Consider the following 25,295-nt stretch of genomic DNA (forward strand, 5'->3'; position numbering starts at 1 on the left):
TTTAAATAATTATTATCCATTTATTCTTTAACACTACCCAAATTTAATCCTACCACGAAGTACTTCTGCAAAAAAGGGTAAACGAACAAAATCGGCACTGCCGTAACAATTGTGATGGCTGCACGGATGGAAGCCGGTGTCACCAGGGCCTGCATCTGATTGTGCTGATTGCCTGCCAGCGCAGAAGGATCGTTGTTCGTGCTCATGGTGGAACCGAGCAGCTTCATCATTTCATATTGCAGTGTACTCAGTTTGATATCCGATGAAGCGTACAGGAACGTGTCAAACCATGAGTTCCATGCGCCTACGGCGATGAATAGAGCTACGGTTGCCAGCACGGGAGTACACAGCGGGAAGATGATTTTCCAGAAGATTCTGAATTCTCCCGCCCCGTCGATTTTCGCCGACTCTGTGAGGCTGCCTGGAAGGGACCGGATATACGTCCGGAGGATAATCAGGTTGAACGCGCTGACCATGCTTGGAAGAATATAGACCATAAAGCTATGAAGCAGGCCTAACTCTTTAATAAGGAAGTAATTCGGAATCAGTCCGGCATTGAAATACATGGTCAGGATGAACAGCATACTTATTTTTTTACGGAAAATGTATTGCTTCTGCGCCAGTGTATACGCTAGCATCGTAGTCAGAAAAACGCCTAATACTGTCGAGAGCAGCGTGCGGGACACGGAGATAAAAGCGGCATGATAGATCGTCCCTGTGATAAAGACGGCTCTGTAGTTCTCTAAGGTCCAGGCACGGGGCCAGAAATATACTCCCCCGGCAAGAGTGTCACTGCCGTCATTTAAAGAAACCGCCAGCGTGTGGAGGAATGGATAGAGCGTGATGGCAACCACAAAGAGCATAAATATCGTGTTGATTGTATGAAAGACAATCGGCTCAATGCGTCCTGAACTTTTCGTCACAGCTTTCATATGGGCTTCCTCCTCTATACTAATCGCTCTTCGCCGAGGCGTTTTGCGATATAATTTGCGATGAATACGAGAATGACACTGACGATGGTTTTGAAGATCCCTGCCGCCGTAGCCAGAGAATAATTCCCCATAGAGATACCATACTTCACTACAAAGATATCAATGGTTTGCGACCAGTCCACAGTAAGCCCGTTACCAAGCAAATATTGGAGTTCAAAGCCGGCATCCAGAATATGTCCGATGTTCATAATGAGCAAGATAACGAATGTGGCTTTAATCCCAGGAAGAGTGACATAGCGCATCTTCTGAAAACGCTTGGCGCCGTCTATGGACGCTGCCTCATACAGAGAAGGATCGATCGAGGTAATGGCTGCCAGATAAATGATGGTCCCCCAGCCCACCTCTTTCCACACGTTCGAAGCCCCGACAATGCCCCAGAAATATTTTCCTTCACTGAGCCACATAATCGGTTCTTTAATGAAGTGAAGCTTCATTAAGATGATATTGACAATTCCGTCATCAATCGACAGCGAAGTGGCAACGATGCCCGCTGCGATAACCCAGGACAAGAAGTGCGGCAAATACGAAATAGACTGAATGATACGCTTGAAAAACTTGACTTTGATCTCATTTAGCAGCAAAGCCAAGCCGATTGCCGTAACAGTGCCAAGCACAAGGTTAATAAAGCTCATGGCGACCGTGTTGCGCAGCACCATCATAAAGGTCTCATCTGAAAATAGAAAGTTGAACTGCTGCAAACCTACCCACTCTTGCTTGCCGAAGGATAGCGCCGGGCGGTAGTTCTGAAAGGCCATTACCCAGCCCCAAATGGGAGCATAGTTAAAGATAATTAAATAAATGGCAATCGGCACGGACATGAAAATAAGCTGCTTCTGCGTTTTTAGCGTCTTCCAGCTAAGACTCACACCGATTTCCGGATCGACTCTGCGTTGTCTGGTCTTCTGGGTTTTGACCGGTTTGTCCAGTACGGTATCAGACATGTAGTGTTCCCCTCCTGTAAGATCATTCTCTCCATACTATCCGGATTAATGAAGAGCGGGAAATACGATTTCCCGCTCTATTCTTTGTCTTGAAATCGACTACTTCACACTCCAGTTTTTAATACGCGACTGGATTCCTTCATTTATGCGGTCTTCATAAGCCTTGATGTCCAGCTTATGAATGTGGTCGACATAATCTTGCCAGACCCCATCAAATTCAGCCGGACTGGCCATAATAGCCTTCGGCAAATATTTAATTTGAAGGTCATTCAGTTTGGACTGCGCAAGCTTGGCTGCCGAACCGTCCTTAAGAACGATGGAGTAAGCAGGGAAGTAGATATTATTTTCTTTTGGTTCCTTGAAGAATTCGGACCATGTTTTCTTGTTATACGCCTTCAGGATTTTCTGATCAGAAGGTTTCAGACTGTCGAAGAATTCCTGCGGCTGAGTTCCGGCATCAGCTGCATTCCCGTCGCTGTAGGTACCTTGAATTTTCGGCATATAACCAAACATAGTCGTGATTTTGTTAGCCAACTGCCAGCTTGTTTGATCTGCGTTCGTCCGCTCTTCCGGCGTCCGGTAGAACGTGCCGTCTTCCTTCACTTCATAGTCTTCGCCTTTGATTCCCCATTGGAGAGTTTTCTGCCAATCTTCTGTAATCATCTGATCCAAGAATTTGATAATCCGGACAGGGTCCTTGGCATTGATCGAAATACCTAATCCGCGGTTGGTGCCGACCGCTCCGCGGTCACGATACCATTCCTCAGCGCCCGGATAGAGCAGAGGGAAGCCGATATACGTATTTTCTCTTTTGCCTTGAGAGATCAAAGAGGTTTCTCCATCCTGGAAGTTCCAGTGCTGGTCAAACATACCGATGACCTTGCCGCTTGCGATTTTGGCCAGGTACTGGTCGTAGTTTTGTACGAAGGCTTCTTTATCCATCAAACCTTGAGCGTTAATTTCATTAAGCTTCTTATAATAGGTCTTGGAAATGTCCTTATCGGCAAAAATCTGCGCTTTGTTGTTGTCTACAATAACGCCCCCGTCATTCGGATGGCCCGCCAAGTGCTCAGGAGCGTTCTGAAGCGGGAATACACGCCAGTCGAAGTTGAGCGATTCAAATCCGATCATATCCGGGTGCTTTTCTTTATATTTGGCAATGATATCGAAGTACTCATCCAGAGTCTTGGGAGTCGGATATCCCATCTCCTCAAGCACAGACTTTTGAAGCCAGAAGCCTGGTCCCTGGTAAGTCGGTTCGGTAATTTTACCTTGATATACACCATAGCTTGGCAAAACGTAAATATGTCCGTCGGTCTCATCCTTGATCTGATTCCAGACCGCGGCATAATGCTTTTTCAGGTTGGGAGCGTACTTCTCAATCAAATCTTCAAGCGGAATGTACGCCTTGGCATTGAGTAATTTGTCATCGCCCGACATTATGTCCGGGTAGTCGCCTCCGGCAATCATAACCCCCAGCTTCTGCTGCAGGTCGCCCACCAGAAGCTCCGTTTTGAAGCTGACGCCGGTTTTTTCTTTAATCAGTTTGAGAATCTTGTTGTCCTCCGTAGGCGTCTGCCCGGGACTGGCCAAAAATACTGAGAATGTTGCCGGAGCATTGTCGTCTCCATTTGCCGCTGGGCTTGCTGTTGTTCCCCCCTTGGCCGTGTTGCTGTTAACATTGGCTGCACTGTTGTTCGCGTTGTTCGAGCTGCAGCCTGTCAGTGCCAGCGCAAGCGCGAATGTACCAGCTGCTAATGCCCGGGCGGAACGTTTTGCCGTTTTATGCATTTTGTTATGCCTCCCCTTTTTGGCTAGTTGCTTTTTGTTTACTGTCAATCACCTGGTGACAACTTAATTATACCTTTCAAGAATGCGCTTCCAATTCATAAACTATAGTTCTTCCCCCCTAAAAATACGATAAAATGAAAACGCTTGCTATTGGTATGCACCTTAGTCTTGCTAAAATACACGGCTTGTCCCTGCTGAATTACAAAAAATAATTTTTCTTAGGTGAAGCCCCTTCCAAGCAGAATAGGGCTGGCGTTAATACGCCAACCCCTGCCAGCACAGTACTATTATACAGATAGAATCACCCCACGGGTGATTGGCTTGTTTACTTACCGGGTGAATGTATAGGAGCTTCCAGCTTCTCCGGTGAACGAAATGTAGTCCAAACCGGGGGCTTCCAGGCAGCAAGGGCCGGATACCGTGCAAGTCACAACGGTTTCCGTAATAAGGCCCTCCGTCCAGGTAAAATCGAGGGTATAACCGCCCCTCGCCCGCAGGCCCTTGACGCTCCCTTCGCTCCAGCTTAGCGGTAATGCCGGCAGCAGCTTGATTTTCCCGGTATGGCTTTGCAGCAGCATCTCGGCTATCCCCGCCGCTCCTCCAAAATTGCCGTCAATCTGGAACGGCGGATGGTTGTCGAACAGGTTGGGCAGCGTGGAATGCTCCAAGAGAGCGCGCAGGTTCGCATAGGCCTTGCCCCCGTCCTGCAGTCTGGCCCAGAAGTTGATGATCCAGGCCCGGCTCCAGCCGGTGTGGCCGCCGCCGCTGGCCAGCCTGCGCTCCAGCGTCGTCCGGGCGGCCTCGGCTAGCTCTGGCGTATGCTCCACAGTGAAGGTATCCCCAGGATATAATGCAAACAGATGGGAGATGTGGCGATGCCCCGGCTCGACCTCTTCATAATCCTCCATCCACTCCTGAATCTGGCCATATTTTCCGATTTGCGGTTTGGGAAGACGCCCCAGAGCGGCGGCGAGTTCTTCCCGGAATGCCTCGTCCCTGCCGATAATCTCCGCACTTCGGATACAGGCCCCAAACAGTGCATCTATAATCTGAAAATCCATCGACGCCCCGGCACAGAGCACTCCTGACTCACCGCTAGGCAGCTTATAGGTATTCTCAGGGGATACTGACGGGCAGGTAATCAGCCGGCCTTCGGCGTCCTCCATCAAATAATCGAGCAGAAATTGGGCCGCCTCCTTCATCGTCTCATACGCCTGCACCAGAAAATAACGATCCTCGCTGAATCTGTAATGCTCCCACAGATGCAGGCACAGCCACGCTGCACCAAGCGGCCAGAACGAAGCGGGAAGGTAGGTATCCTGCGGAGCTGTGTCTGCCCAGATATCCGTATTGTGATGCGCCGTGAACCCCTGGCAGCCGTACATGACCCTGGCCGTGACTCTCCCTGGCTCCCGCATCCGCTCAATCAGATCAAACAGCGGCTCATGACATTCAGCCAGATTGCAGATCTCCGCAGGCCAATAATTCATTTGCGCATTGATATTGATCGTGAATTTGCTGTCCCAGGCCGGAGTGAAGCTGTCATTCCAGATTCCCTGCAAATTCGCGGGCAAAGAGCCTTGACGGCTGGAGGAAATAAGCAAATAACGGCCGTACTGGAAATAGGTCGCTATCAGACCCTTATCCTCTTCTCCCTTCTGAAACCGCTTCAGCCGCTCGTCAGTCGGCAGTACGTTCTGATGCGGGTTCTCCGGCAGCGTCAGTGCAACCCTTCCATACAGTCCGCGGTAATCTCCGATATGCCGTGCCTTCAGCTCTTCATAAGGAACCAGGATCAGCTCGTCCAGCCGTCTCTTGGCGTAGAGCTCAGGATCGGGATAGCGGAACGTGGTTCCTGCGGCAAGCAGCAGCGTGACCGAGCTTGCCCCCTCCACAAGCAAATACTCACCAATGGTCCGGCAGATACCGTCTTCTGTGACTGCCTTCAAGGCAGCAGCAAAGGAGCTGCCTCCCTCACCGCCGCAATCTCCGCGCATCGCGAGTCCGCTGTTCTGCCATTTCTCTATTTTCTCCAGATATCTCCAGTCGTGGCGGTTAAACCTCGCCTTTAAGGAAATTCCGTCCTTACAGTCGGTAGTAATTCGGATGGCAATCACCTGGTCCGGGTAGCTGGCAAACATCTCACGGGTATACCTAGCCTCACCGATCCGGTAACTGATCCGGGATATGCCGTTTTCCAAATCAAGCTCTCTTCTGTAGTCTTCGGCAGGCTGTCCATGCCTGCCGAATGACAGCAGCAGCTCTCCCAGCGGCAAATAATGCCGCTGCGCTTCGGGAAGACCTGCCATCGACATGGCAGCCAATTCTTCAGCCTCCCGCAGCCTTCCCTCCAGAATCAGCCTGCGAACTTCGGGCAAATGAGGCAGGGCATCTTCGTTGTTGCGGTCTCTCGGACCGCCGTACCATACAGAATCCTCATTGAGCTGCAGCTTCTCCTCGGCTGTACCGCCAAAAATCATGGCACCGAGCCGCCCGTTTCCAATCGGCAAGGCCTCATTCCATTCCAGCGCCGGTTGCCTGTACCATAACTGCTGCTTATGTTCCATGCTTGTCATGATTGTTACGCTCCTTCAATCCGCATAATATGAACTTACCGATATCGGTACTGTGCTTAGTCCAGCTCTACTAGTGCCTTGATTACCTCGGATTCAGGCTTCAGCCAGTTCTCGAACTGGCCGATCATGTCCTTGAACCCGCTGCGGTGGGTAATGTAGCTGCCGACATCAATGTATCCGTCCCGGATAGCATCAAGCACGCGCTCAAAGTCCTCCCGGGTGGCATTTCTGCTGCCCTGCACCGTCATTTCGCGGGCATGAAAATCGGGGTCACTGAAGGTAATCGTGCCTTTCACCAATCCGACATAGGTTAGCGTTCCTCCATGGCCGACAAGCCCAAAAGCACCTTCCATGGAAGAGATGTTGCCGGTAGAATCGATGACATAAGGCAGGAAGTTGCCGTCAGTAAGCTTGGACAACTGCTCCTTCGGCTCCCGTAGAGCGCTCACCGTATGCTCAACCTGCGCCCATTCCCTGCAAAAGTCCAACCGTTCGTCGTTTACATCCATACCTATTACCTTCGCACCGGCGTATCTGGCCATCGCCATCACTCCAAGCCCAATCGGTCCGGCTCCGATCACCAGCACTTGATCACCAGCGCCAAGTCCGGAGCGCCGTACTGCATGCGCGCCAATCGCCAGCGGCTCCAGCATCGCCGCCTGGTCCAGCGTCAGCCCTTCCGTTTTCAATAGGTTCTGTACAGGCAAGGCTACCCGCTCCCGCATTCCTCCGTCCAAATGAACGCCGAACACCCTCATTTTCTGACAGCAGTTGGTTTTGCCGCTCAGGCAGGCCCGGCATTCGCCGCAATGAAGATAGGGAATGACACTGACCTGATCGCCTACCCGCAGCCCTTCCGGGTTGTCGCCGATTTGCTCAATCGTTCCAGACAGCTCATGCCCAAGCACGCGCGGGTAAGTGAAATAAGGCTGATTGCCCCGATATGCATGCAGATCGGTTCCGCAAATGCCGATTCGGCGAATCCTTACAATCGCTTCGCCGGCCTGAAGCTGCGGCTCCGGCAGATCCTCCCTATACACGAATTTTCCGATTTCCTCGCAGATAATTCCCTTCATTATAATCGCTCCCCGTTCTGATCTGGTCCTTCGTTCCACTCCGGCCGGCCGCTCGGCCATGTTGCCCCAGCAACCGGCTTCAGAATTTCCAGCACTTCCTCCAGCAATTGTTCGTTCATCGGCTCTTCTGTCCACAAAATATTGTTGCGGATATTTGCCGGGGTCGCCGTGCTTACCAATGTTGTCGGAATCTGTTCATTCGCTGTAGAGAATTGGACAGCCAGCTTCGCAATGTCCTCTCCCTTGCCCCGGCAATATTCGGCAGCGCGTTTACAAGCAGCCTGGATGTCACCACTCGCCGGGTGCCAGTCAGGCACCTGGCGGGTACTCAGCAGGCCCATGGAAATAGGCGATGCATTCATCAGTCCGGTTCCCTGCCGCTCCAGTATTGGAAGGAGGCGGAGCAGCGTGGTATCGTTCAGGGAATAATGGCAATACGACAGGATCACATCCAGCGTTGTACGGGACAACACCATTTCGAAGATATTCAAAGGCAGGCCAGTCACGCCGAAGAAGCGGATCTTCCCGGATTGCTTCAATTCCTCCAGAGCCGGAATTCCTTCTTCCATCACCTGCTCCATTGAACCGAATTCGATGTCGTGCAGCAGCAAAATATCCAGATAGTCCGTTCCCAGCCGGCGCATGCTTTCTTCCGCGCTGCGGATTACCCTTTCCTTGGAGAAATCAAATTCATCCTGACCGTAACGTCCGGCCTTCGTGCTAATCATGTACCGGTCCCGCGGAACAGTCTGCAGCGCCTCTCCCAGCACCGTCTCCGCTTTGGTCAACCCGTAATACGGAGATACATCAATGAGATTAATCCCCATGTCGATAGCGGTATGAACCGTACGGATTCCCTCTTCCTTCGGAACTTCCCGGAATACGCTTCCAAGCGAAGACGCCCCGTAACTTAGCACAGAAACGTCCAGCCCGGTGTTTCCCAGCTTTCTGTATTTCATCGCATTGAACCTCCATGGTTACTATCATTTTATTTTGTAGAATCTTGCAGCATTCGCTCCGAAGATTGGCTCCATCTCTTGCGGCGACAGCCGCTCCCGGAGAACCTGCCGCAATCCCTCAATTACCTCATCATAAGTTGCAGCCATGAGACACACGGGCCAATCGCTGCCGAACATCAGCCTTTCGGGTCCAAACAGATCCAGTACTCCATGAACATAGGCAGTGAAATCCTTTTGCGTCCAGCCCTGAGGATCAGCCTCCGTCACCATCCCGGAAAGCTTGCAGTAAATACCAGGATGCTGCGCAATTTCTGCCATATAGCTTCTCCATGGTTCTATACTGCCCGAAGCAATCGGCGGCTTCGCCAAGTGGTCAATCACGCCTCTGAGTCCGGGTACCCGTTCCAGCAGCTCTATAAGCTGCGGAAGCTGATCCGCCAGAACAAGCAGGTCGACGGGAAGATCCTCTTCTGCAAAGTATGAAAGCGCTTCTACATAAGGGGTAGATAAAAGAATGCCGGGATCGTCCATCTCCTGTATCATCACGCGAATTCCGGTGAATTTCGGATGCTCGCAGAACCTCCGGTATTGCGCTTTGAATGACGGGTTCTCAAGGTCCAGCCAACCAATCACGCCAGCTATGGAATCGGTTTTCTCACTTAATTCAAGAATGAATTCGGTTTCCTCCACCGTAGGCGCAGCCTGTACCACAATCGTGTGGCTGATCCCGTGTTTTTGCAAATGCGGCTCAAGATCGGAGGGTAGATAGTCCCGGAAAAGCACCGGAATTTCGGGTGTAATCCATCCGTAATCGTTTCTGTCTATCTTCCAAAAATGCTGATGAGCATCAATATGCATCACCCCACCTCCTTTTCATCTCATTCTAACATCCGATAAAAGAATAAAAATAGCCTAAACAAGCAAATTTATACCTTATTTTGATATAATGACTGTAAGAATCTATAGTTCAAACAAGGAGGCAGTTCAATGAAACCGATCCGTAAGGTTTTTGACAACGAGTTGCCGTTGTCTCTGCTTTTGGACTACAAGGAAACGAAAAGCCAGCAGCGCGAGCTACCCGACCATCAGCATCACTGGTACGAGATCGTCTACGTCTACCGGGGAAAAGGGACGTTTTTTATCGATCAGACGTTTTACGAGATGCGCCAGGGTGATGTCATCGTCGTTCCCGGAAATACAGTGCACCGGGGATTTCCCGACAAAGAGGAGCCTGTGACGTCCTCCGCCGTTTTTTTCAGCCCGGATCTTGTTCATAATCACGCATTCAGTGAGGTATACACCTATCTGAAGCTGTTTGATACAGCCAAGAAGAACAAGCAGTACAAATACAATCTGTCTCCTGAACACGCCAAAATATTGCAAAACGATATTGATGCCATCCACGGCGAATGGGAACAGAAATATCCGGACGGCGGCCAGGCTATGACGCTGCAGCTCCATCTCATGCTGCTTCACTTAAACCGGTACTGCCTGCCGCAGTCCGCCGGGCTGGACGCCCCTAACGCGTTGGTGCCGGACTGGTTTCGCGAAGCGCTTGCCTATATCAATGACCATCTGAACGGGCCGCTGGAGCTTAGCGCGCTGGCAAAACGGGCGGCCGTATCTCCGGCCCATTTCAGCCGTGTCTTCAAGCAGCGGCTGGGCATGAATGCGACTGATTATATTTCGACCAAACGGATTTTTGCGGTCAAGGATGGCTTGCTCCAGTCCAAGGACAAAATTGAGCACATTGCCATGACCTGCGGCTTTGAGAGCATGCCCCATTTTTACCGCACGTTTAAAAAATATACGGGCATGACTCCCGCCGCTTACCGGAAAGGCAGCAGGCCACACTGAAGCACTCCTTGTTCTTTATTCACCGCTTCAAATCTACTTCACTGACAGCTATAGGTTCACCTTGATAAGTAACGATGCACCTTCCGGCATTCCCGGTGAATTCTACCGCAAATGGTCTGACCGCCGGCATACCGGCATAGCTTCCACTGCGCTTCCCGATCGTAAGGATACGGTCCGCTTCGCTCCACTTCATCTCAATCGTGGCGTACGAACCATTCTCATAATTATAGTTATCCCCTTCATCTTCATACAGTGTGAATGAAGCATCCAGGCCAGAATATACCTTCAGGCCAATCAATGCTTCGGGCTGTTCATCCGCATATTGGACATCCGGGCCAACCGGAATAATGGAGCCAGCGCGGACAAAGAGAGGGAGCGTCTCCAAATCGGCTGTAGCTTCAAATATCAAGCCGCCCTTGATCCGTTCATCACTCCAGTAATCGTACCATTCTCCGTCCGGCAGGTAGACACTGCGCTGCTTGCCTACCCCCTGAAGCTCGCGGGAGCCGGGACCATAATACATCGCAGTTGTGACGGGTGCAACCAGAAAGGCCGGGCCGAACATGAACTGATCAGCAATATCATGGACCCGCACATCTTCCCGGTAATCGAAAGCCAGCGCACGAAACATCGTATATTTGCGATGTGCGACGGCCCCTGCCATAGAATAGATATAGGGCATCAGCCTGTAGCGGAGCTTCAGATATTTCACCAGCGTGTCGTACATCTGCTCGCCCTCTTCGCCGAATCGCCACAACTCCCTTGGCGTATCTGTTCCATGGGAACGGAACATAGGCAGAAAGGCCCCTAGTTGGAACCAGCGTACATACAGCTCACGATACCCCAGATCTGCAACGCCTTCGTCATAATCCCCGTTCCAGAACCATTGATCTTGGTGGTTATGAACGAAGAATGCGCCGATATCCAGTGTCCAGTAAGGGGAACCTGTCACGCAAAAATTAAGGCCGTCTGCAATCTGCTTTCGAAGCGTTTGCCAATTGGCCGCTATATCTCCCGACCAAGTAATCGTACCGTAACGATGCTGCCCGGCATAAGCGGAACGCGTCAGATTCACGACCCGTTTGCCTGTGTCCGCCGCACGCTGGCCTTCATAGATGCCCTTGGAATGCAGCAGCGAATAGGCATTGATAACCCCAGGATCGAGATAACGCTTGGATTCTGCCGTGTTAATCAGCATGCGCTGCTCGGGTTCCGGCTTCACCGCGCCTTTCCAGTCGGCCTCGAACGGCTCGGTACAGTCGCACCACCAGGCGTCAATCCCATGGGAGAACAGTCCGGTATTGGCTTGCTTCCAGTACAACTCCCGCGCTTCCTCCCGGAAAGCGTCATATGTAGCCTGATTGCCGAGCAGGAAGCCGTGTTCATTCATTTCCTGGTGATTATCGCCGCCGGCCCCCATGATCGGCCATATAGATACCATTAGCTTGGCGTTCAGAGCGTGTAAGCTATCCATCATTTCGGAGGGGGTTGGAAAACGCTCCGGATCAAGTGTTTTTTGTCCCCACAAATTGCCCGTCCATGACTGCCAATCCAGTACGATGCAATCCAGGGGAAGCGAGCGGTCACGATATTCTTGAACTGTAGCAATCAATTCTTCCTGGGAAACGTAGCGTTCCTTGGATTGCACATAGCCGAAAGACCATTTCGGAAGCATCGGCGCTTCCCCCGTCAAATGCCGGATTCCGCCAATGATCTGATCGAACTCCGGGCCGTAAATCACATAATAATCCATCTCCTCATCCACATCCGTCCAGAGATATGAACCGAATGCATCATCATGAAATGTCATGTACGAATTAGAGTCTACCAGAATTCCGTAACCGCGCGTGGACACAAGGACCGGAACAACCGCTTTCATATTTTGCTGATATAAATACTGGTGCTGGCCCCGAAGATTCATCATTCCCTCTTCATGTGAGCCAAGTCCATACAGGGCCTCGCCCTCCTGCCATTCGAATTCCAGCTTCGTATGATAGGCTTGTCTGTCGAGCCTGCGGTTTATCCCTTCCGCTCTTGCACGCAGGCCATCCGCCCCTTGATCGGTTTCAACCTTATCGGCCGAAGCATCAAAGAGTGTACGGTATACATCCGTTCTTTCAAGCGTTTTCCCGCCTCTGGATGGTTCTCTCGTCAACAATCTCCCATTCGCATCCCAATAACTGAATGCACAGGTCCATTTGTCCACCCGAATAGTGAGGAGAGCAGTCGAAATTTCCAGATAGCCAGGATGGTCCGCAACCGTCCAGAGAACGCCCTCCGCCTCTGGGCGGCTCAATACTACGAGACTCTGTTTCCCGCTTAATTCCGAATCCAGGGTATACCGAATTCTGGCAATGCCCGGAGTACCAAAGGAGATATGCATGATTCCTTCTGTAGTCTCCAACCTGACGCCATCCGAACCGGAATCTACATGCTTCAGTTTCACAGTTTATCCCTACCCTTCCTCATGATTTTGCTATAGTATAATGATATTATTGTTGATAACCGAATATCTAACATATAATTGCGAATCATTGATACAATATTGCGATTTGGGGAGGCATTATGTACGAGCACCGTTACCGGGAGATCAAGCTGCACGGCCAGCCCGAATTTCCGATTCATATCTACCAAGTGGAGCATCCGGCCAGCGTTCATTCCATCCTTCCTGTGCATTGGCATAATGAGATAGAATTAATCTATTTGGCAAAAGGTACGGCTACCTTTCATATCGAAAACCGGGAGTTTGCCATTCAGAAGGGAGAGTGCCTGATCGTTCATCCCGGAGAACTCCATTCGGGGATTGGCTCTGCCTCTGACGGCACTTGCTATTATTCTATCGTGTTCAAATTATCTTGGCTGTCTTCCCCGCAATCGGACCGGGTTCAGGAATTATTCTTTGAACCCATCCTGCAGGGAACTGCCAAGCTGCCCGCCCTGTTATCTGCTGCAGACGAAATCCACTCTAAGTTGCTCGTTAGCGTACGGGAGGTTCTGAGCCGCTATGAGCGCCAATCCACCGCTTACGAAATGAGCTTGAAGGGCCTCCTTCTGCAGTTCATTGCAGATATTTACCAGTACGGCCTGATAGAGAGCAGCAATGAGTCAGGAAGCCTTCACGGACGAGAATACAACCGGCAGATCAAGCAAGTACTGTCTTATATGGAGACACATTCAAGCGAGAAGCTGGAGCTGGATCAGCTTGCATCCGTTGTATCGCTTAGCCGCTCCCATTTCTGTACTTTTTTCAAAACGCTGACTGGAATGCGGCCGATGGAATATTTGAACTATATCCGCATCAACAAAGCGGCCAGTCTACTCCGCAGCGGATCGTACAATGTATTGGAAGCCGCGCTGGAGTCAGGCTATCAGCATGTCAGCTACTTTTCTAAATGCTTCAAATTTTATATGAATATGACGCCTTCGGAATACAAGACCCGTTATTCTACCGGTCTTTAGCCATGGCATATGGGCCATACAGAAAGCAGCACCAGAGGATCTCCGAGTGCTGCTTTCTTTTCCAAGGCATATTCAGATTTCGCTTCCGGTTATTCTAAAGTAAATGAAGCCAGACTAGCGCCGCCATTACCGGTATACGTCAAATACAGTGCGTGTACACCGTCGGGAATGGCCACTTCCGTTGCGTATTCCTTCCAGACATTCGTAAAACCTACCGGTATCCGCCCCAGTGCCGGTCCGTCCCATGACGTCTTCACTTCGAACTCGCCCTGGCAATACCCGCGCACCATGATTTTGACCCGGTTGACTCCCTTGCACGCGAAATATTTAAATCCGGCGGTAGCCGAATCCGTCATATTGGCAATATAGCCGATTTCCTCGTCGCCATCTCTGCCATCCTGGGTAATCTTCGGAAACCGGCTGTCCATCCACGCACCCATAGGGCCGAAGCCGCCGGTATACATTTCCTGCTCTTTGCAGAACAAATGACAGGCCAGATATGCCGGATATTCTCCCCGGCCTTCAAGCGGCCCTCCGTTCGGGCCGCAGGATGTAATTTCCACCTGAGGAATAGTGCCGTCCCCGCGGAATTCAATCCGCTCAATACAGCCCTGCCGGCAGAATGCGGTCCCATTGGTATGCCGGTGATAAAAAATGTACCATTCACCTTTAATTTGGGCAATGCTGCCGTGGTTATTGCCGCCGTAATACATCGGCATACTCGCCGGCTTGTACGTATCGATATGAAGATCACAATTGCTTACAATGACTCCCTGGTACTTGAAGTCCTTGGTCGGATGCTTGCTGGTCGCATAGCACAGCTCATGCATGGAGATCGAGGAATAGATGAGGTAGTAGATATCTCCCCTTTTGCGGATGGAAGGCGCTTCAAAGAACTCGTAACCTTCGAATCCGCTCCCCTTGCTATATGGCTGGCTCGGCACAACAAATACAGGCTCTTCAACAATCGTGAGCATATCCGGGCCAAGCACCGTTGCCATTGCGCCATGTCTGGAACGGTCTCCATACCCGCAGAATCCGGTGTACAGGTAGGTTTCCCCCCCTTCGGTCAGCACAGCAGGGTCAAACTGCGGCTCGTCGCCTTCCCGCTCTCCAAGGCGTGTTCCGTCGGCGTATCTGACATAACCGTAGAACTCATACTTGCCGCCCGGCTTGTCGCAGACAGCCACCGAAACAACGGGAACTTTGTCCAGAACATAGTAGAGATAGTACCGCCCGTCCGGCCCCACGGTGACATCGGGAGCATACAGGCACATGCTGCCTTCAGGATTAAGCGGGTCATCCGTAGTCCGGTAGGTTACACCCTCATACCGCCAATCGGCCAGATTGTCCTCCGGTGCCGACCAGCAGGCATAGTCGTTCAAGCAAAAAGCGTGTCCGTTAAATCGGTCATGCGAGCCATACACATATACTCTGCCTTCAAAAACATACGGCTCGCCGTCGGGGATATATTCTGAAGACGGGAGATATGGATTGAATCCTTGTTTTTTCACCATCGAAATTTTCATCCTTGTCATTTATTAATTTTTTCTGTTCTGTGGAAGCACAATCACTTGCATGGAGCAACTGGCATAATCCGGGTGCACATCTCTTTCTTTCGCCACATCCAATACCGGTACGCCCTGGCGGTTAAAATGGACTCTGTGCATAGCGGAGCATCTCGTGCCATGCTTCACCAGTTGTTCTTCTCCGTGGTATAGCATCAGTACATTGCCATCATAATCTCTGAAAAAAGAATTGTGGCCCGGCCCGTATATGCCTTCGGTCGAATAATAGGACAATGCAGGCGTGCTCGCCTTGGTCCAGGCGTTGATGTCCAAATAATTGCTTCCCCGCGGAATGCTTAAAAGCCCCACGGTATAGGTGTAACCCGTCGCGGCCCCGCCGGAGTAGGCGATATACACCATGTCCTTCGTAATAAGCGGGTACGGACCCTCATTGTTGATAGTCCCCTGAATATTCTCCCAGCCGAACAACGGACGCGAGAGGAGCACCGGCTCGCTGGTCAATACCGTGGGGTTATCTTCATTGATTGTCGCAATATAGAGCTTGGAGCCGGTGTCAAGCGGCGTTCCGATGCCCTTGCGGTAGGACCAGACCAGACATGAAGTACCGTCTGCCTTGAAGTAAGTCATATCCAGCGTAATGCCCTCTTCCGCCAAATAAGCGCCGTCCGCCCGCTTCACACGGACCGGTGTACTCCAATCCGCTGCCTTCAGGATGTCACCGCCCTTGTTCAGCTTCATCATGTGGCACTGCGGACCCCATACTGTGCCGCCTACGGCAAACAGTATGTACAATTCCCCGCCGATAATGTGAAATTCGGGAGCCCAAAAGGTCTGAATGAAGTTCTTCTCCTCGTTCAGAGCAAGAATGACAGTTTCTTTATGTCCGGTAGCGAATAATCCGGACATAGTATCCGCCTCGCGGACATAGATGCCGATATCATTTACATTGTCATTGGTCGCCAGGAAATAATACTTGTTGTGCCATGGCAGAATGACCGGGTCGGCATAGCCGCTTACCAAGGGGAACGGAAACTCATGAGTGACCACTTTGCCTTGTACGGTATACGTTCCGGCTGCTGTGTAATCAATGTCTTCATCGTCCCACGCCACCTGCTTGTCTGCAGTGGAGCCGTCCGAATAGACAGCCGTGGCTTTAACCGCTTTCAATTGATCTGCGGATGTAACGCTTACAGTGTCCGGCACGCGAATTTCAGTATTGTATACCGGCGTCCAGGAAGCCTGCACCGAGCGGCCGATGCGGCTGTCTACCGAGATTGCATTTCCCGGATTCGTTCCGGGCAGCGGCTTGTCGGGCCGTTCTACCGAAAAGGCTTCCGCCTGCTCCGGCGGCGAAATAAGGTCCGGTTTCATCAGGTCGGACAACCGGCTCAAATAAAAGTTCCCTCCATTGTCCTGCCAGCGAATTTCATATTCTTCACCCGATCCGCTAAGCCCACAAACGGCTTCTTTGACGAACAGCTCACTGTGCAGCTGCACCAAACCATGATGATGAAAGGTAACCAGATCTGGGGATGTCCACAGAAGAATATGCCCTCTGCTTTCTTCGTCATCATTTCCGAGTGCATCAACTCTTACCGCGACAATGCCGAAAGAGCTGTCAGCCGTACGGAACAAATACGGGTTTTTGAGTCCTTTTTCATGAATCACGCTGTTCTCATCGACGGTTGCCATAGCGAACAGTATGCCATAGTTCCGGTTCAACGGTTGAAATTCGTTATTCTCATCCGAGCAGGCAAAATGTACGCTGTTGCTGAGAGACTCAGTGTAGTCCTGGTTAGGTTTGCGTGTATAGACTGTAAGCTTCATATGATTTTGCACTATGCTCATAACAGCATCACCCTTACAATTTTTTGGCTTCGCGGTTTATCCCTTACAGTATAGTGAAGCGCCTTGACCGAAGTCCATGACATATAGCCACTTAACATTGATCTATTCTTAGATGTTCCTAAAATGATTTGCGGAGCGTAGAACCAGGCCCGAATCGTCTATAAATTTTAAGGAAAACGCTTTAATTTCTATAGTTCCGGTTATGTTATACTTTGGGCAAAACCCTATCCATTGGAGGATTATTATGAATAGCTTCAAAGAAGGCTCCTTTTATACGGGAGAATACAGAAACCTGTTCAAAGAGAACGGATTGTCGGAAGAGGCCATCCATCAAAGACTTGACGACACCTGGAACGAATTGTTCTACGGCGCGCCCGATGTCCGAATCTACCATCCTATGGGTGACGATAAGGGATATATCGTGGACACCGGCAATACAGATGTGCGGACAGAGGGCATGTCCTACGGGATGATGATGGCTGTTCAGATGAACAAGAAGGAAGAGTTCGACCGGCTGTGGAAGTTCGCCAAGGTCTATATGCAGCATACAGAGGGCCGTTACAAGGATTATTTTGCTTGGCACTGCAAGCTGGACGGAACGCGGCTGTCACCCGGTCCGGCGCCGGACGGAGAAGAGTTTTTTGCCATGGCGCTGTTCTTTGCCTCCAAGCGCTGGGGTGACGGGGCCGAACCGTTCAATTATTCCGAGCAGGCCAGAATTATTCTCCGCGCTTGTGTTCATAAAGGGGAAGACGGAGAAGGCGATCCAATGTGGGACCCGGCGACCAAGCTGATCAAATTCGTTCCTGAAACCCCTTTCAGCGATCCCTCCTACCATCTGCCGCATTTCTATGAATTATTTGCCCTGCAGGCGGATGAACAGGATAGAGCTTTTTGGAAAGAAGCCGCAGCCCAAAGCAGAGCCTATCTGCACAAGGCTTGCCATCCGGAAACCGGCCTCTCCCCCGAATATGCGAACTATGACGGAACTCCGGCTGAACCCCAGCCGCATGGAGACTTCCGCCACTTCTTCAGTGATGCATACCGGGTGGCGGCCAACATCGGGCTTGATTATGAATGGTTCCGCAGCGACCCTTGGCAGGTGGGGCAGTCCAACCGGATTCAGGCCTTTTTCCGGGACATTGAAGTAACCGATTACCGGCGCTACACCATTGACGGCCAGCCGTTTGAGGAGCTATCCCTGCATCCGATCGGCCTTCTGGCAACGCTGGCCATGGCCTCGCTCGCTGCCGATGGACCGGATGCCGGACATTACGTCAAGCTGCTCTGGAATACGCCACTGCGCACCGGTGACCGCCGGTATTACGACAACTGCTTATACTTCTTCAGCTTGCTGGCCCTAAGCGGAACCTTCCGTATCTATTCTTAAATACCTAAAAAGAAATCGCCCTTTGGATATAATGGAAGCACCGCTTTCCATCCCCAAAGGAGCGATTTCTTTTTTGTATTCTCTTCGGAAGCAGCAAGCGAACAGACGGGACAAATAGGAGGGATTGACCCCAATTCAAATGTATTCGTATTTTTGGTTACGCTTTCATTATGAGGGAGCCCATATGTATTGACAACGCTCACATTTTTACTTCACTTCTCCCGTATTGACAAGAATGGGGACTACGCTTCATTCACGCATCTCCGGCAAGTCCGGCCCGCCGGGTGCGCCGTCATCATCGGCATTCCCCTCCACTTCATCCTCATCTCGGTAAGAGCCCGGCGTAATGCCAGTATACTTTTTGAACACCTTGGCAAAATAATGCTTATTTTCGAAACCGACCTTCTTTCCGATGGCGTTCACGGATAGCTGGCGCTGCGACCTGAGCAGCTTCTGTGCTTCCTTGATGCGGAATGCGTTCAAATAACTGACAAACGTGTCGCCCGTTACTTTCTTGAACAGGCTGCTGATGTAGTTCGGATGAAGTTTCATCAATTCGGCAAGATGGTCCAGGGACAGATCGTTCATATAATGGGTTTTGGTATAAGCCAGAATGCGTTTGGCATGCCCTGAGCACTCCGGATCGGCTTCGGAGGGAAGCTCCTGTTCAACATGCGCCAGCAGAGCGGCAATCTCATTCTTGTCAATCGGCTTCAACAGATAATCCACGACTCCTGTGCGGAGCGCTTTCCGTACATATTCGAATTCATCGTAACCTGTAAGGATAATAAAACGGTCGCACAGCCCGCTGTCTCTGGCCTCCTTGATCAGCTCGAATCCATTTTTCTCCGGCATATGAAGATCCGTAACCGTCACATCCGGCATGTAGTCTTTCATGAGATCCAGTGCCTCAAAAGCGTTGTTCGCCTTGAATACCTCTGCCCCGAGCGGAGCCGCTTCACCGATAATCTTGACCAGTCCGTTAAGGATCAGCGGCTCATCGTCTACAATCAATACTCTCATATCCGACCTGTCCCTCCTGTTGCGATGATGATAGTCAGGCATGTTCCACGGTCCGGCCCGCTGTCAATGACCAGTTGCGAGGAACCGCCGTAGAACGATTTGATTCGTTCGCTGACATTGAACAGACCCACGCCTCCCATGTTCTCCGCGACGTCTCTGCCGCCGCCCCCCCTTGCCAACCGGGAGCGTATTGCCGCCAGCTTGTCCTCCTGAATGCCTGTTCCGTTGTCTGTAATGGAGATGAAGATTTCGTCTCCGGTTTCCCGGACTTGGAGCTTAATATGGACGGGCCGAAGGATGGCGGATGCTCCATGAACGATGCTGTTCTCGACCAGAGGCTGGAGCATGAATCTTGGACAGACAAGCTGTTTCGCATCCATGGAGACGTCGACCTCGTAGGTCAGTCTGTCCTGGAGCCGCATCTTGTGAATATTCAAATAGAAGATAACCGTTTCGATTTCGCTGGCCAGAACGGTCCGGTCCCCTTCCGAGGACAGGCTATAACGCATCAGCTTGCCGAACCAGAACGAAATATCCGCTACCTCCTTGTCATTATTGGACTCAGCCAGCATCCGGATCGTCTCAAGAGTGTTATAGAGAAAGTGCGGCTTGATCTGGGCCTGAAGCACTTTATACGCCGCTTCTTTATTCCGAAGCTCGGACCGGTGGACGTTGTTGATCAACTCATCCATGCGCTTGATCATCGAATTGTAGGTCGAGGTCAAAAATCCGATTTCATCCTGGCGGTTAGGCTTATCGTGCTTGCTGATAAACTGCTTCATATTGTCATCGTCCAGATTGCGCATGTGCCTTGCAAGGAGCAGAATGCGTTTAGTAATCGTCGATGCGAGCGCATAATAAACAAATGACAAAGCCGCCAGAAGCGCAATGATGGTAAAGACCAGGATGATCTCCTTGCGCTTAATTGTGCGAAACACATCGTCAACCTTACCGGTCACGACGACCCGGACGTCCAGTTCCTCAATATACAACTGATTCACAATGGTTTTATTGTTGATGAAATAGGGCCGGGTATCATTTGAACCAAGCAGCTTCCAGGTTGCCTTGTCAATGCCTGCGGCGGCGCCTTCCGCAGACGCAGGCACCCCCTGCTCGGGAAGCAGGAAGGCTTGCCAATTGTCTCTCCCCCCAGCCGCCTCGTACAATTTCCGGATTAAACCGCTGCCGATGCGCAGCTCAAGAAGTCCAATTTTCTCGGTAAAGTTAGAGTTGTAAATGTTCTGATAGAACATAAGCGAAGGCACAGCCGCCCCCGGATCGGCCATCTTCCATATTCCTTGACCGGGCTTCAGCGTACGCGCGACCTCCTTGCCCCGCGAATCCAAAGCTGAGATATCCAGAAACCGGTCAGTAATCGGAAGCACCCGCTGTTTGGTTTTATAGATCCGAAAGCTTTCAATTTCCGGATTAATAAACAGCGATTGAGTGATAACCGGACTGATATAACGGTTATAGGTGTAAATGCTGTACGAATCGGATTCATACACTCCGTCCAGATAATCCGTGACATACGGGTTATATTGCAGCATACGCTGGATAGAGTCGATTCGGGTCAGATCCATCTTCATATTGGCATGTGCCTGCTCCAGTATTTTCTGACGGCTTTGGACGAATTGATTGGTCAAGTTGCCGTAGATTTGTGAATAATAGTAGTAACCGAATATGACAACTGGAATAAAAATCAGGATGACATATCCCAAAGTGATCTTACGAACGATGCTCAAGGTGACGAATCCTCCTGAATCCCGGATTGATTACTTCTAAACGTACCATGAACAAGCAAAATCCGGTAGAGGCATGGCACCTCTACCGGTTGTCCTTGGTTTGCTTACTTGAACAAATCCTTCTTTTTCTCATAGACTGTGTTGGCCCAATCTACCAGCTTCTGCAGCCCCATATCCTCTGCGTTCTTAACCATACTGTTGTAATTCGCCACTGCTTCCTCTTCAGAGTTCGCAAGGTAAATTTTCACCTTCTCGTTTTTGACCATCTCGTCAATCTTGGTCTTAATCGTCTTCTCTTCAGAATCGGGCTGTGCCTGGATTAAGCCGATTTGCGGCTTATAAACAGTGATGGCTTTTGTTTCCATCAAGGCCTTTGTCTTCTGTAAGCCGGGAACATAGGACAGCATGCCTTCCGTAACCCCGTCGTTGTACAGGTACCACCACTTGATGCCGTTGCTGTTAACGAAATCCGCATCAGAAGGGTTATATTTCAGATCCGGATGCCCTTCATTGTTCCAGGTCCAATGCTCCCCTTCGACGCCGAACATTGTCAACTTCTTGCCCTCATCACTTGCCAGATATTGAAGAAATTTGATCGAGGCTTCCGGGTCTTTATTTTTCTTGGTGATGAACGTTCCCGCAAACCCAAGCCCCGAACTTACAACCTTTGCATCTTTCGACAAGGCGCTAGGCAGCATTTTGAACGTGAATGAGCCGCTTCCGCTGCTTTTGATCTTTATGTTATCCGTATCCGCTGTGGCAACCGTATGGCTGTGGGCAAACGCTTTTCCGTTGGTCGCATACTGGTCATCAATCTGATCGTTCGCCAGCGCGAAATTTTCTGCCAGAATGTATCCGTTGCGGTACAGACTGTTCATAAACTTGAAGAACTCCAGCATTTTGGGCTGTCTAATGGAATAGTCGACTTTTCCATTCTCTTCATACCAGCCATCCAGGAGGACGCCTGTGCCGAACTGCTCAAGGAAATATTGCTCCAGCCAGTCTTTGTCCATGATGAGCGGCACCATATCCGGGTATTTCTTCTTGACCATACCCAGCACTTTCACAAAATCATCCAGCGAGTTGATCGGCGGATTGCCCAGCTCTTTCAGGATATCTTCCCGCACAGCAATCCCCGGATGGCCGTCGCTGCCGATCGAAAATTTGTTCTTCGCCATTTCTTCCTGAGTGGCGAAGGAATTTCGAATCGTGTAGAAGTTGCCGTCGTCCATAGTATGGATCGCAATTCTCGTCTTGTCGATCTTGAAATCCGGCGCATATTTCTCGATCAGCTCATTCCATGGATAGGACAGCTTCGAATCCGACAGCCGGTCTATGTTCGAATAGGTGAAAACAAGGTCCGGGAGGTCGCCGGAAGCGATCATCAGCGGAAGCTGCTTGTCATCCGTAGCGACGGTAACCTTCAGCTTCACACCTGTTTTCTCCGTGATTTTATCTGCAACGGGTCCTTTCCATTCTTTCACCGGATACCAGGGAGCGTCGATGAACAGCGATAATTCCTTCACTTCGCCACTGCCCGAATTGCTCGTGCCGGCTTTGTCCCCCTGAGCTGCATTGTTCGTTTTGCTGCCCTGGCCTTCGTTCCCGCCGCCGTTGCCGCAAGCGGATAAGAGCGAAATCATCATGATGGCCGCCAATAAGGCCGTAAGCATTTTGTAGCTTCTGATTTTTTTCAAGCTAACTCCCCCATTTGTTAATTAATATATTAAAGCAAGCGCTTTAATATTGAAACTGCTGTTTCAGCCCTTTACAGAACCAAGCATAATGCCATGCACGAAATACTTCTGCAGGAATGGATACACACAGATAATTGGCACTATCGAGACTACCATCGCTGTTACCTGCAATGAGAAGCTGGTAACGCCTGCCGAAGCACTGTTAGCAGCGGCAATCGCATCCATAGGAGCATTGCTCTTGTTAATGACCTCCATCATGCGGAAGGCAAGCGTCCGCAGGTTCTCCGACTGAACGAAATAGGCAGAGTCCAGCCAGGAATTCCATTGGCCTACACCCATGAACAGTGCCATTGTGGCAAGAAGCGGCATCGAGACCGGCAGGATAATCCGGAAGAAAATAACGAATTCGCCCGCGCCGTCAATGTGTGCGGATTCCTTCAGCTCACCGGGAATTTCCCGGAAGAACGAGATGGCAATGAGCAGGAAGAACGTGCTAAGCATCGACGGTATGATATAGACACCAAACGAATTAAGCAGACCGATCGAGCGCAGCACTACGTAGTAAGGGATCAGGCCGCCGGAGAAATACATCGCAAAAATGATGATTGCAAAATAAAATTTGCTGAACATCAGATCGCGGTGCGAAAGTCCGTAAGCTACCAGACTTGTCAGCAGCAGCCCTAATGCTGTACCCGAAACCGTTCGGACAACCGTGACCATGAAGGCACGGTACCACTTAGGGTCGTCCAAAAACATTTTATAATTTTCCAGAGTAAAGCTTCGCGGCCAGAGATAGACGCCCCCCAGAAGAGAATCCGATCCTTTGTTGAATGAGGCGATCAGAACATAATAGAACGGGTACAGCATGACGAGCGTGATAATGAAAAGGACGCTATAAATAAAGCCTTCAAAAAGCAGATCCTTTTGTCTTTGACTCTTGAGCACGACTCTTCCTCCTTTCCCTAGAATAAACTTGAGCCTGACATCCGTTTTGCGATAGAGTTACTGGAAAATATTAATACAACCGAGATAACCGACTGTATTAAATCAATAGCCGCTGCGTAAGAGAACCGGCCGTCCTTCAGCCCCACCTTGAACGCATAGGTCTGCACAATCTCCGAAGTCGGATTATTGATGCTGTTGCCGAACAGGTACGCCTGCTCGAAATTGGAGCCCACCAGTCCTCCTCCAAGAATACTGCCGATCGTGAGCACCAGCACCACCACGATGGTTCCCTTCATCCCCGGCAGCGTGATATGACGGATGCGGGCAAGTCTTCCTGCCCCGTCGATCTCGGCCGCTTCGTACAGTGCCGGATTGATTCCGGTAATGGCTGCCAGGAAAATGATCGTCCACCAACCCATTTCCTTCCAGACAGCGCTTCCAACTGCAAGTCCCCAGAAATAGTTCGGGCTTGTCAAAATATTGAGCGGCTCGTGGATGAAGCCGAGGCTCATCAAAGCTTTGTTGACTATACCTACGTCTGCGGACAGAAAGGCATAGGAAACACCGACCACCACGACCCATGAGATAAAATGCGGTAGATAGCTGACCGTCTGAACGAACCGCTTGAAGGCCATGTTCTTCACTTCATTAAGCATAATGGCGAGCAGAATCGGCGCCGGAAAAGCGAAGATGACTTTCAGAAAGCTCAGTACCAGTGTATTACGGACAATCTTGCCGAACTGATAGTCGTGTATAAATTCATCGAAATACTTCAGTCCCACCCAATCACTTGTAAAAATCCCCTTAATGCCGCTTGAAATACTGTAGTCTTTAAACGCCATCAAGATCCCGAACATTGGTGTGTACGAAAAAACCACCAAGAACAGCATACCGAGTCCGACAAATAAATGAAGCATCTTTTGTCTTTTGAATCGCTTCCATAATCTGCCGCTGTCGGTCTGCGGGCTAGTAAGCTGCGTCTCCAGTTGCATATGCGACCCTCCTTCTATATGTAGTGTACCTCCCGAACAACGACGGCATAAGCCAACATTCTTAAGAAAGCGTTGTCATTTTTGAATATACGCATGCTACGGGACAACGCGTTCAATCCAAAAAGCAGAGAATCTCCGCTTAACGGAAAATCTCTGCTTTTTTCGCACCGTAGCATTCCATTCGTTTCACATAGGTTTCATAGTAATGCGCCTCACTGAGCTTCAGGCCCTCCAGATGCGTTCTGTCCCCGGTGAGCCAGATGTAGTATGCCATAGCAGCCATGTCCTAGACCGCCGTATCGCACTCGCTAAATCCTGTCTCTCCGGGGGGCTCAGCATTACCGAAGCCTGTTATCAATCCGGTTTCAGTGACTATGCGAATTTTATCCGCAGTTTTACCAAGACCGTGGGGATATCACCCGGCAGGTTCGCCAAGTCATAACCCCCGGCTGATTGTATATCAGTCAGTACCTGC

General features: G+C 50.6%; 20 protein-coding genes. 4 read left to right on the forward strand and 16 right to left on the reverse strand.

The genetic code is table 11. From position 1 onward, the window contains the following. Nucleotides 1-20 precede the first annotated feature (20 nt). From A3844_RS03675 to A3844_RS03705, 7 genes are all read right to left on the reverse strand, one after another. The gene (locus A3844_RS03675; RefSeq protein WP_074085549.1) at nt 21-932 is read right to left on the reverse strand and encodes a carbohydrate ABC transporter permease; all 912 of its coding nucleotides are present in this window, start codon (nt 930-932) and stop codon (nt 21-23) included. A 14-nt stretch (nt 933-946) separates the two neighbouring features. After that, nucleotides 947-1,933 carry an ABC transporter permease gene (locus tag A3844_RS03680; protein WP_074085550.1) on the reverse strand — a complete coding sequence of 329 codons (987 nt, stop codon included), beginning with the start codon at nt 1,931-1,933 and terminating at the stop codon, nt 947-949. A gap of 99 nt (nt 1,934-2,032) precedes the next feature. After that, nucleotides 2,033-3,724, reverse strand: coding sequence for a type 2 periplasmic-binding domain-containing protein (locus tag A3844_RS03685; RefSeq protein ID WP_074106656.1), 1,692 nt, complete (start codon nt 3,722-3,724; stop codon nt 2,033-2,035). Between the two features lie 329 nt (nt 3,725-4,053). After that, nucleotides 4,054-6,300 (reverse strand): glycoside hydrolase family 95 protein, encoded by a 2,247-nt coding sequence (locus A3844_RS03690; RefSeq protein ID WP_074106657.1) that lies wholly within the window; start codon nt 6,298-6,300, stop codon nt 4,054-4,056. 56 nt (nt 6,301-6,356) lie between these two features. Further along, nucleotides 6,357-7,376 (reverse strand): zinc-binding alcohol dehydrogenase family protein, encoded by a 1,020-nt coding sequence (locus A3844_RS03695; protein ID WP_074106658.1) that lies wholly within the window; start codon nt 7,374-7,376, stop codon nt 6,357-6,359. Then, nucleotides 7,376-8,335: an aldo/keto reductase gene (locus A3844_RS03700; RefSeq protein WP_074106659.1), complete on the reverse strand. Its 960-nt coding sequence runs from the start codon at nt 8,333-8,335 to the stop codon at nt 7,376-7,378. Before A3844_RS03700 ends, A3844_RS03695 begins: the two co-directional genes overlap by 1 nt. A gap of 24 nt (nt 8,336-8,359) precedes the next feature. Next, nucleotides 8,360-9,193 carry an amidohydrolase family protein gene (locus A3844_RS03705; RefSeq protein ID WP_074102362.1) on the reverse strand — a complete coding sequence of 278 codons (834 nt, stop codon included), beginning with the start codon at nt 9,191-9,193 and terminating at the stop codon, nt 8,360-8,362. A 129-nt stretch (nt 9,194-9,322) separates the two neighbouring features. Between A3844_RS03705 and A3844_RS03710 the strand changes: the two genes are divergently transcribed. Beyond that, nucleotides 9,323-10,192: an AraC family transcriptional regulator gene (locus A3844_RS03710; protein WP_074085556.1), complete on the forward strand. Its 870-nt coding sequence runs from the start codon at nt 9,323-9,325 to the stop codon at nt 10,190-10,192. A gap of 19 nt (nt 10,193-10,211) precedes the next feature. Here A3844_RS03710 and A3844_RS03715 read toward each other — a convergent pair whose 3' ends face one another. Next, nucleotides 10,212-12,638 carry a glycoside hydrolase family 31 protein gene (locus A3844_RS03715; RefSeq protein WP_074106660.1) on the reverse strand — a complete coding sequence of 809 codons (2,427 nt, stop codon included), beginning with the start codon at nt 12,636-12,638 and terminating at the stop codon, nt 10,212-10,214. Nucleotides 12,639-12,757: 119 nt separating this feature from the next. Here A3844_RS03715 and A3844_RS03720 point away from each other — a divergent pair, with 119 nt between their 5' ends. Next, nucleotides 12,758-13,651, forward strand: a complete 894-nt coding sequence (locus tag A3844_RS03720) for an AraC family transcriptional regulator (protein WP_074106661.1) — start codon at nt 12,758-12,760, stop codon at nt 13,649-13,651. 89 nt (nt 13,652-13,740) lie between these two features. Here the strand turns inward: A3844_RS03720 and A3844_RS03725 are convergent, their stop codons facing one another. Then, nucleotides 13,741-15,165: a family 43 glycosylhydrolase gene (locus A3844_RS03725; RefSeq protein WP_074106805.1), complete on the reverse strand. Its 1,425-nt coding sequence runs from the start codon at nt 15,163-15,165 to the stop codon at nt 13,741-13,743. A 27-nt stretch (nt 15,166-15,192) separates the two neighbouring features. Continuing rightward, entirely contained in the window at nt 15,193-17,028 is a 1,836-nt protein-coding gene (locus A3844_RS03730; RefSeq protein WP_074106662.1) for a family 43 glycosylhydrolase, read from the reverse strand. A 244-nt stretch (nt 17,029-17,272) separates the two neighbouring features. Here A3844_RS03730 and A3844_RS03735 point away from each other — a divergent pair, with 244 nt between their 5' ends. Next, nucleotides 17,273-18,418 carry a family 8 glycosyl hydrolase gene (locus A3844_RS03735; RefSeq protein WP_074085561.1) on the forward strand — a complete coding sequence of 382 codons (1,146 nt, stop codon included), beginning with the start codon at nt 17,273-17,275 and terminating at the stop codon, nt 18,416-18,418. A gap of 249 nt (nt 18,419-18,667) precedes the next feature. Here A3844_RS03735 and A3844_RS03740 read toward each other — a convergent pair whose 3' ends face one another. From A3844_RS03740 to A3844_RS32650, 6 genes are all read right to left on the reverse strand, one after another. Further along, nucleotides 18,668-19,441 carry a response regulator transcription factor gene (locus A3844_RS03740; RefSeq protein ID WP_074085562.1) on the reverse strand — a complete coding sequence of 258 codons (774 nt, stop codon included), beginning with the start codon at nt 19,439-19,441 and terminating at the stop codon, nt 18,668-18,670. Further along, nucleotides 19,438-21,186, reverse strand: coding sequence for a sensor histidine kinase (locus A3844_RS03745; protein ID WP_143191993.1), 1,749 nt, complete (start codon nt 21,184-21,186; stop codon nt 19,438-19,440). Before A3844_RS03745 ends, A3844_RS03740 begins: the two co-directional genes overlap by 4 nt. A gap of 104 nt (nt 21,187-21,290) precedes the next feature. Then, a complete protein-coding gene (locus tag A3844_RS03750; RefSeq protein WP_074106663.1) occupies nt 21,291-22,883 on the reverse strand; it encodes an extracellular solute-binding protein in 1,593 nt (530 codons plus the stop codon). Between the two features lie 63 nt (nt 22,884-22,946). Further along, nucleotides 22,947-23,828 (reverse strand): carbohydrate ABC transporter permease, encoded by an 882-nt coding sequence (locus A3844_RS03755; RefSeq protein WP_074106664.1) that lies wholly within the window; start codon nt 23,826-23,828, stop codon nt 22,947-22,949. A gap of 17 nt (nt 23,829-23,845) precedes the next feature. Then, nucleotides 23,846-24,820 carry an ABC transporter permease gene (locus A3844_RS03760; protein ID WP_074085565.1) on the reverse strand — a complete coding sequence of 325 codons (975 nt, stop codon included), beginning with the start codon at nt 24,818-24,820 and terminating at the stop codon, nt 23,846-23,848. Nucleotides 24,821-24,959: 139 nt separating this feature from the next. Then, the gene (locus tag A3844_RS32650) at nt 24,960-25,103 is read right to left on the reverse strand and encodes a hypothetical protein (protein WP_167374623.1); all 144 of its coding nucleotides are present in this window, start codon (nt 25,101-25,103) and stop codon (nt 24,960-24,962) included. Here A3844_RS32650 and A3844_RS03765 point away from each other — a divergent pair. Further along, a complete protein-coding gene (locus A3844_RS03765) occupies nt 25,056-25,262 on the forward strand; it encodes a helix-turn-helix domain-containing protein (RefSeq protein ID WP_244169688.1) in 207 nt (68 codons plus the stop codon). The genes A3844_RS32650 and A3844_RS03765 overlap by 48 nt on opposite strands. The last annotated feature ends 33 nt before the right edge of the window (nt 25,263-25,295 follow it).

It is taken from the genome of Paenibacillus helianthi (assembly GCF_001909055.1).
Lineage (GTDB): Bacteria > Bacillota > Bacilli > Paenibacillales > Paenibacillaceae > Paenibacillus_AQ > Paenibacillus_AQ helianthi.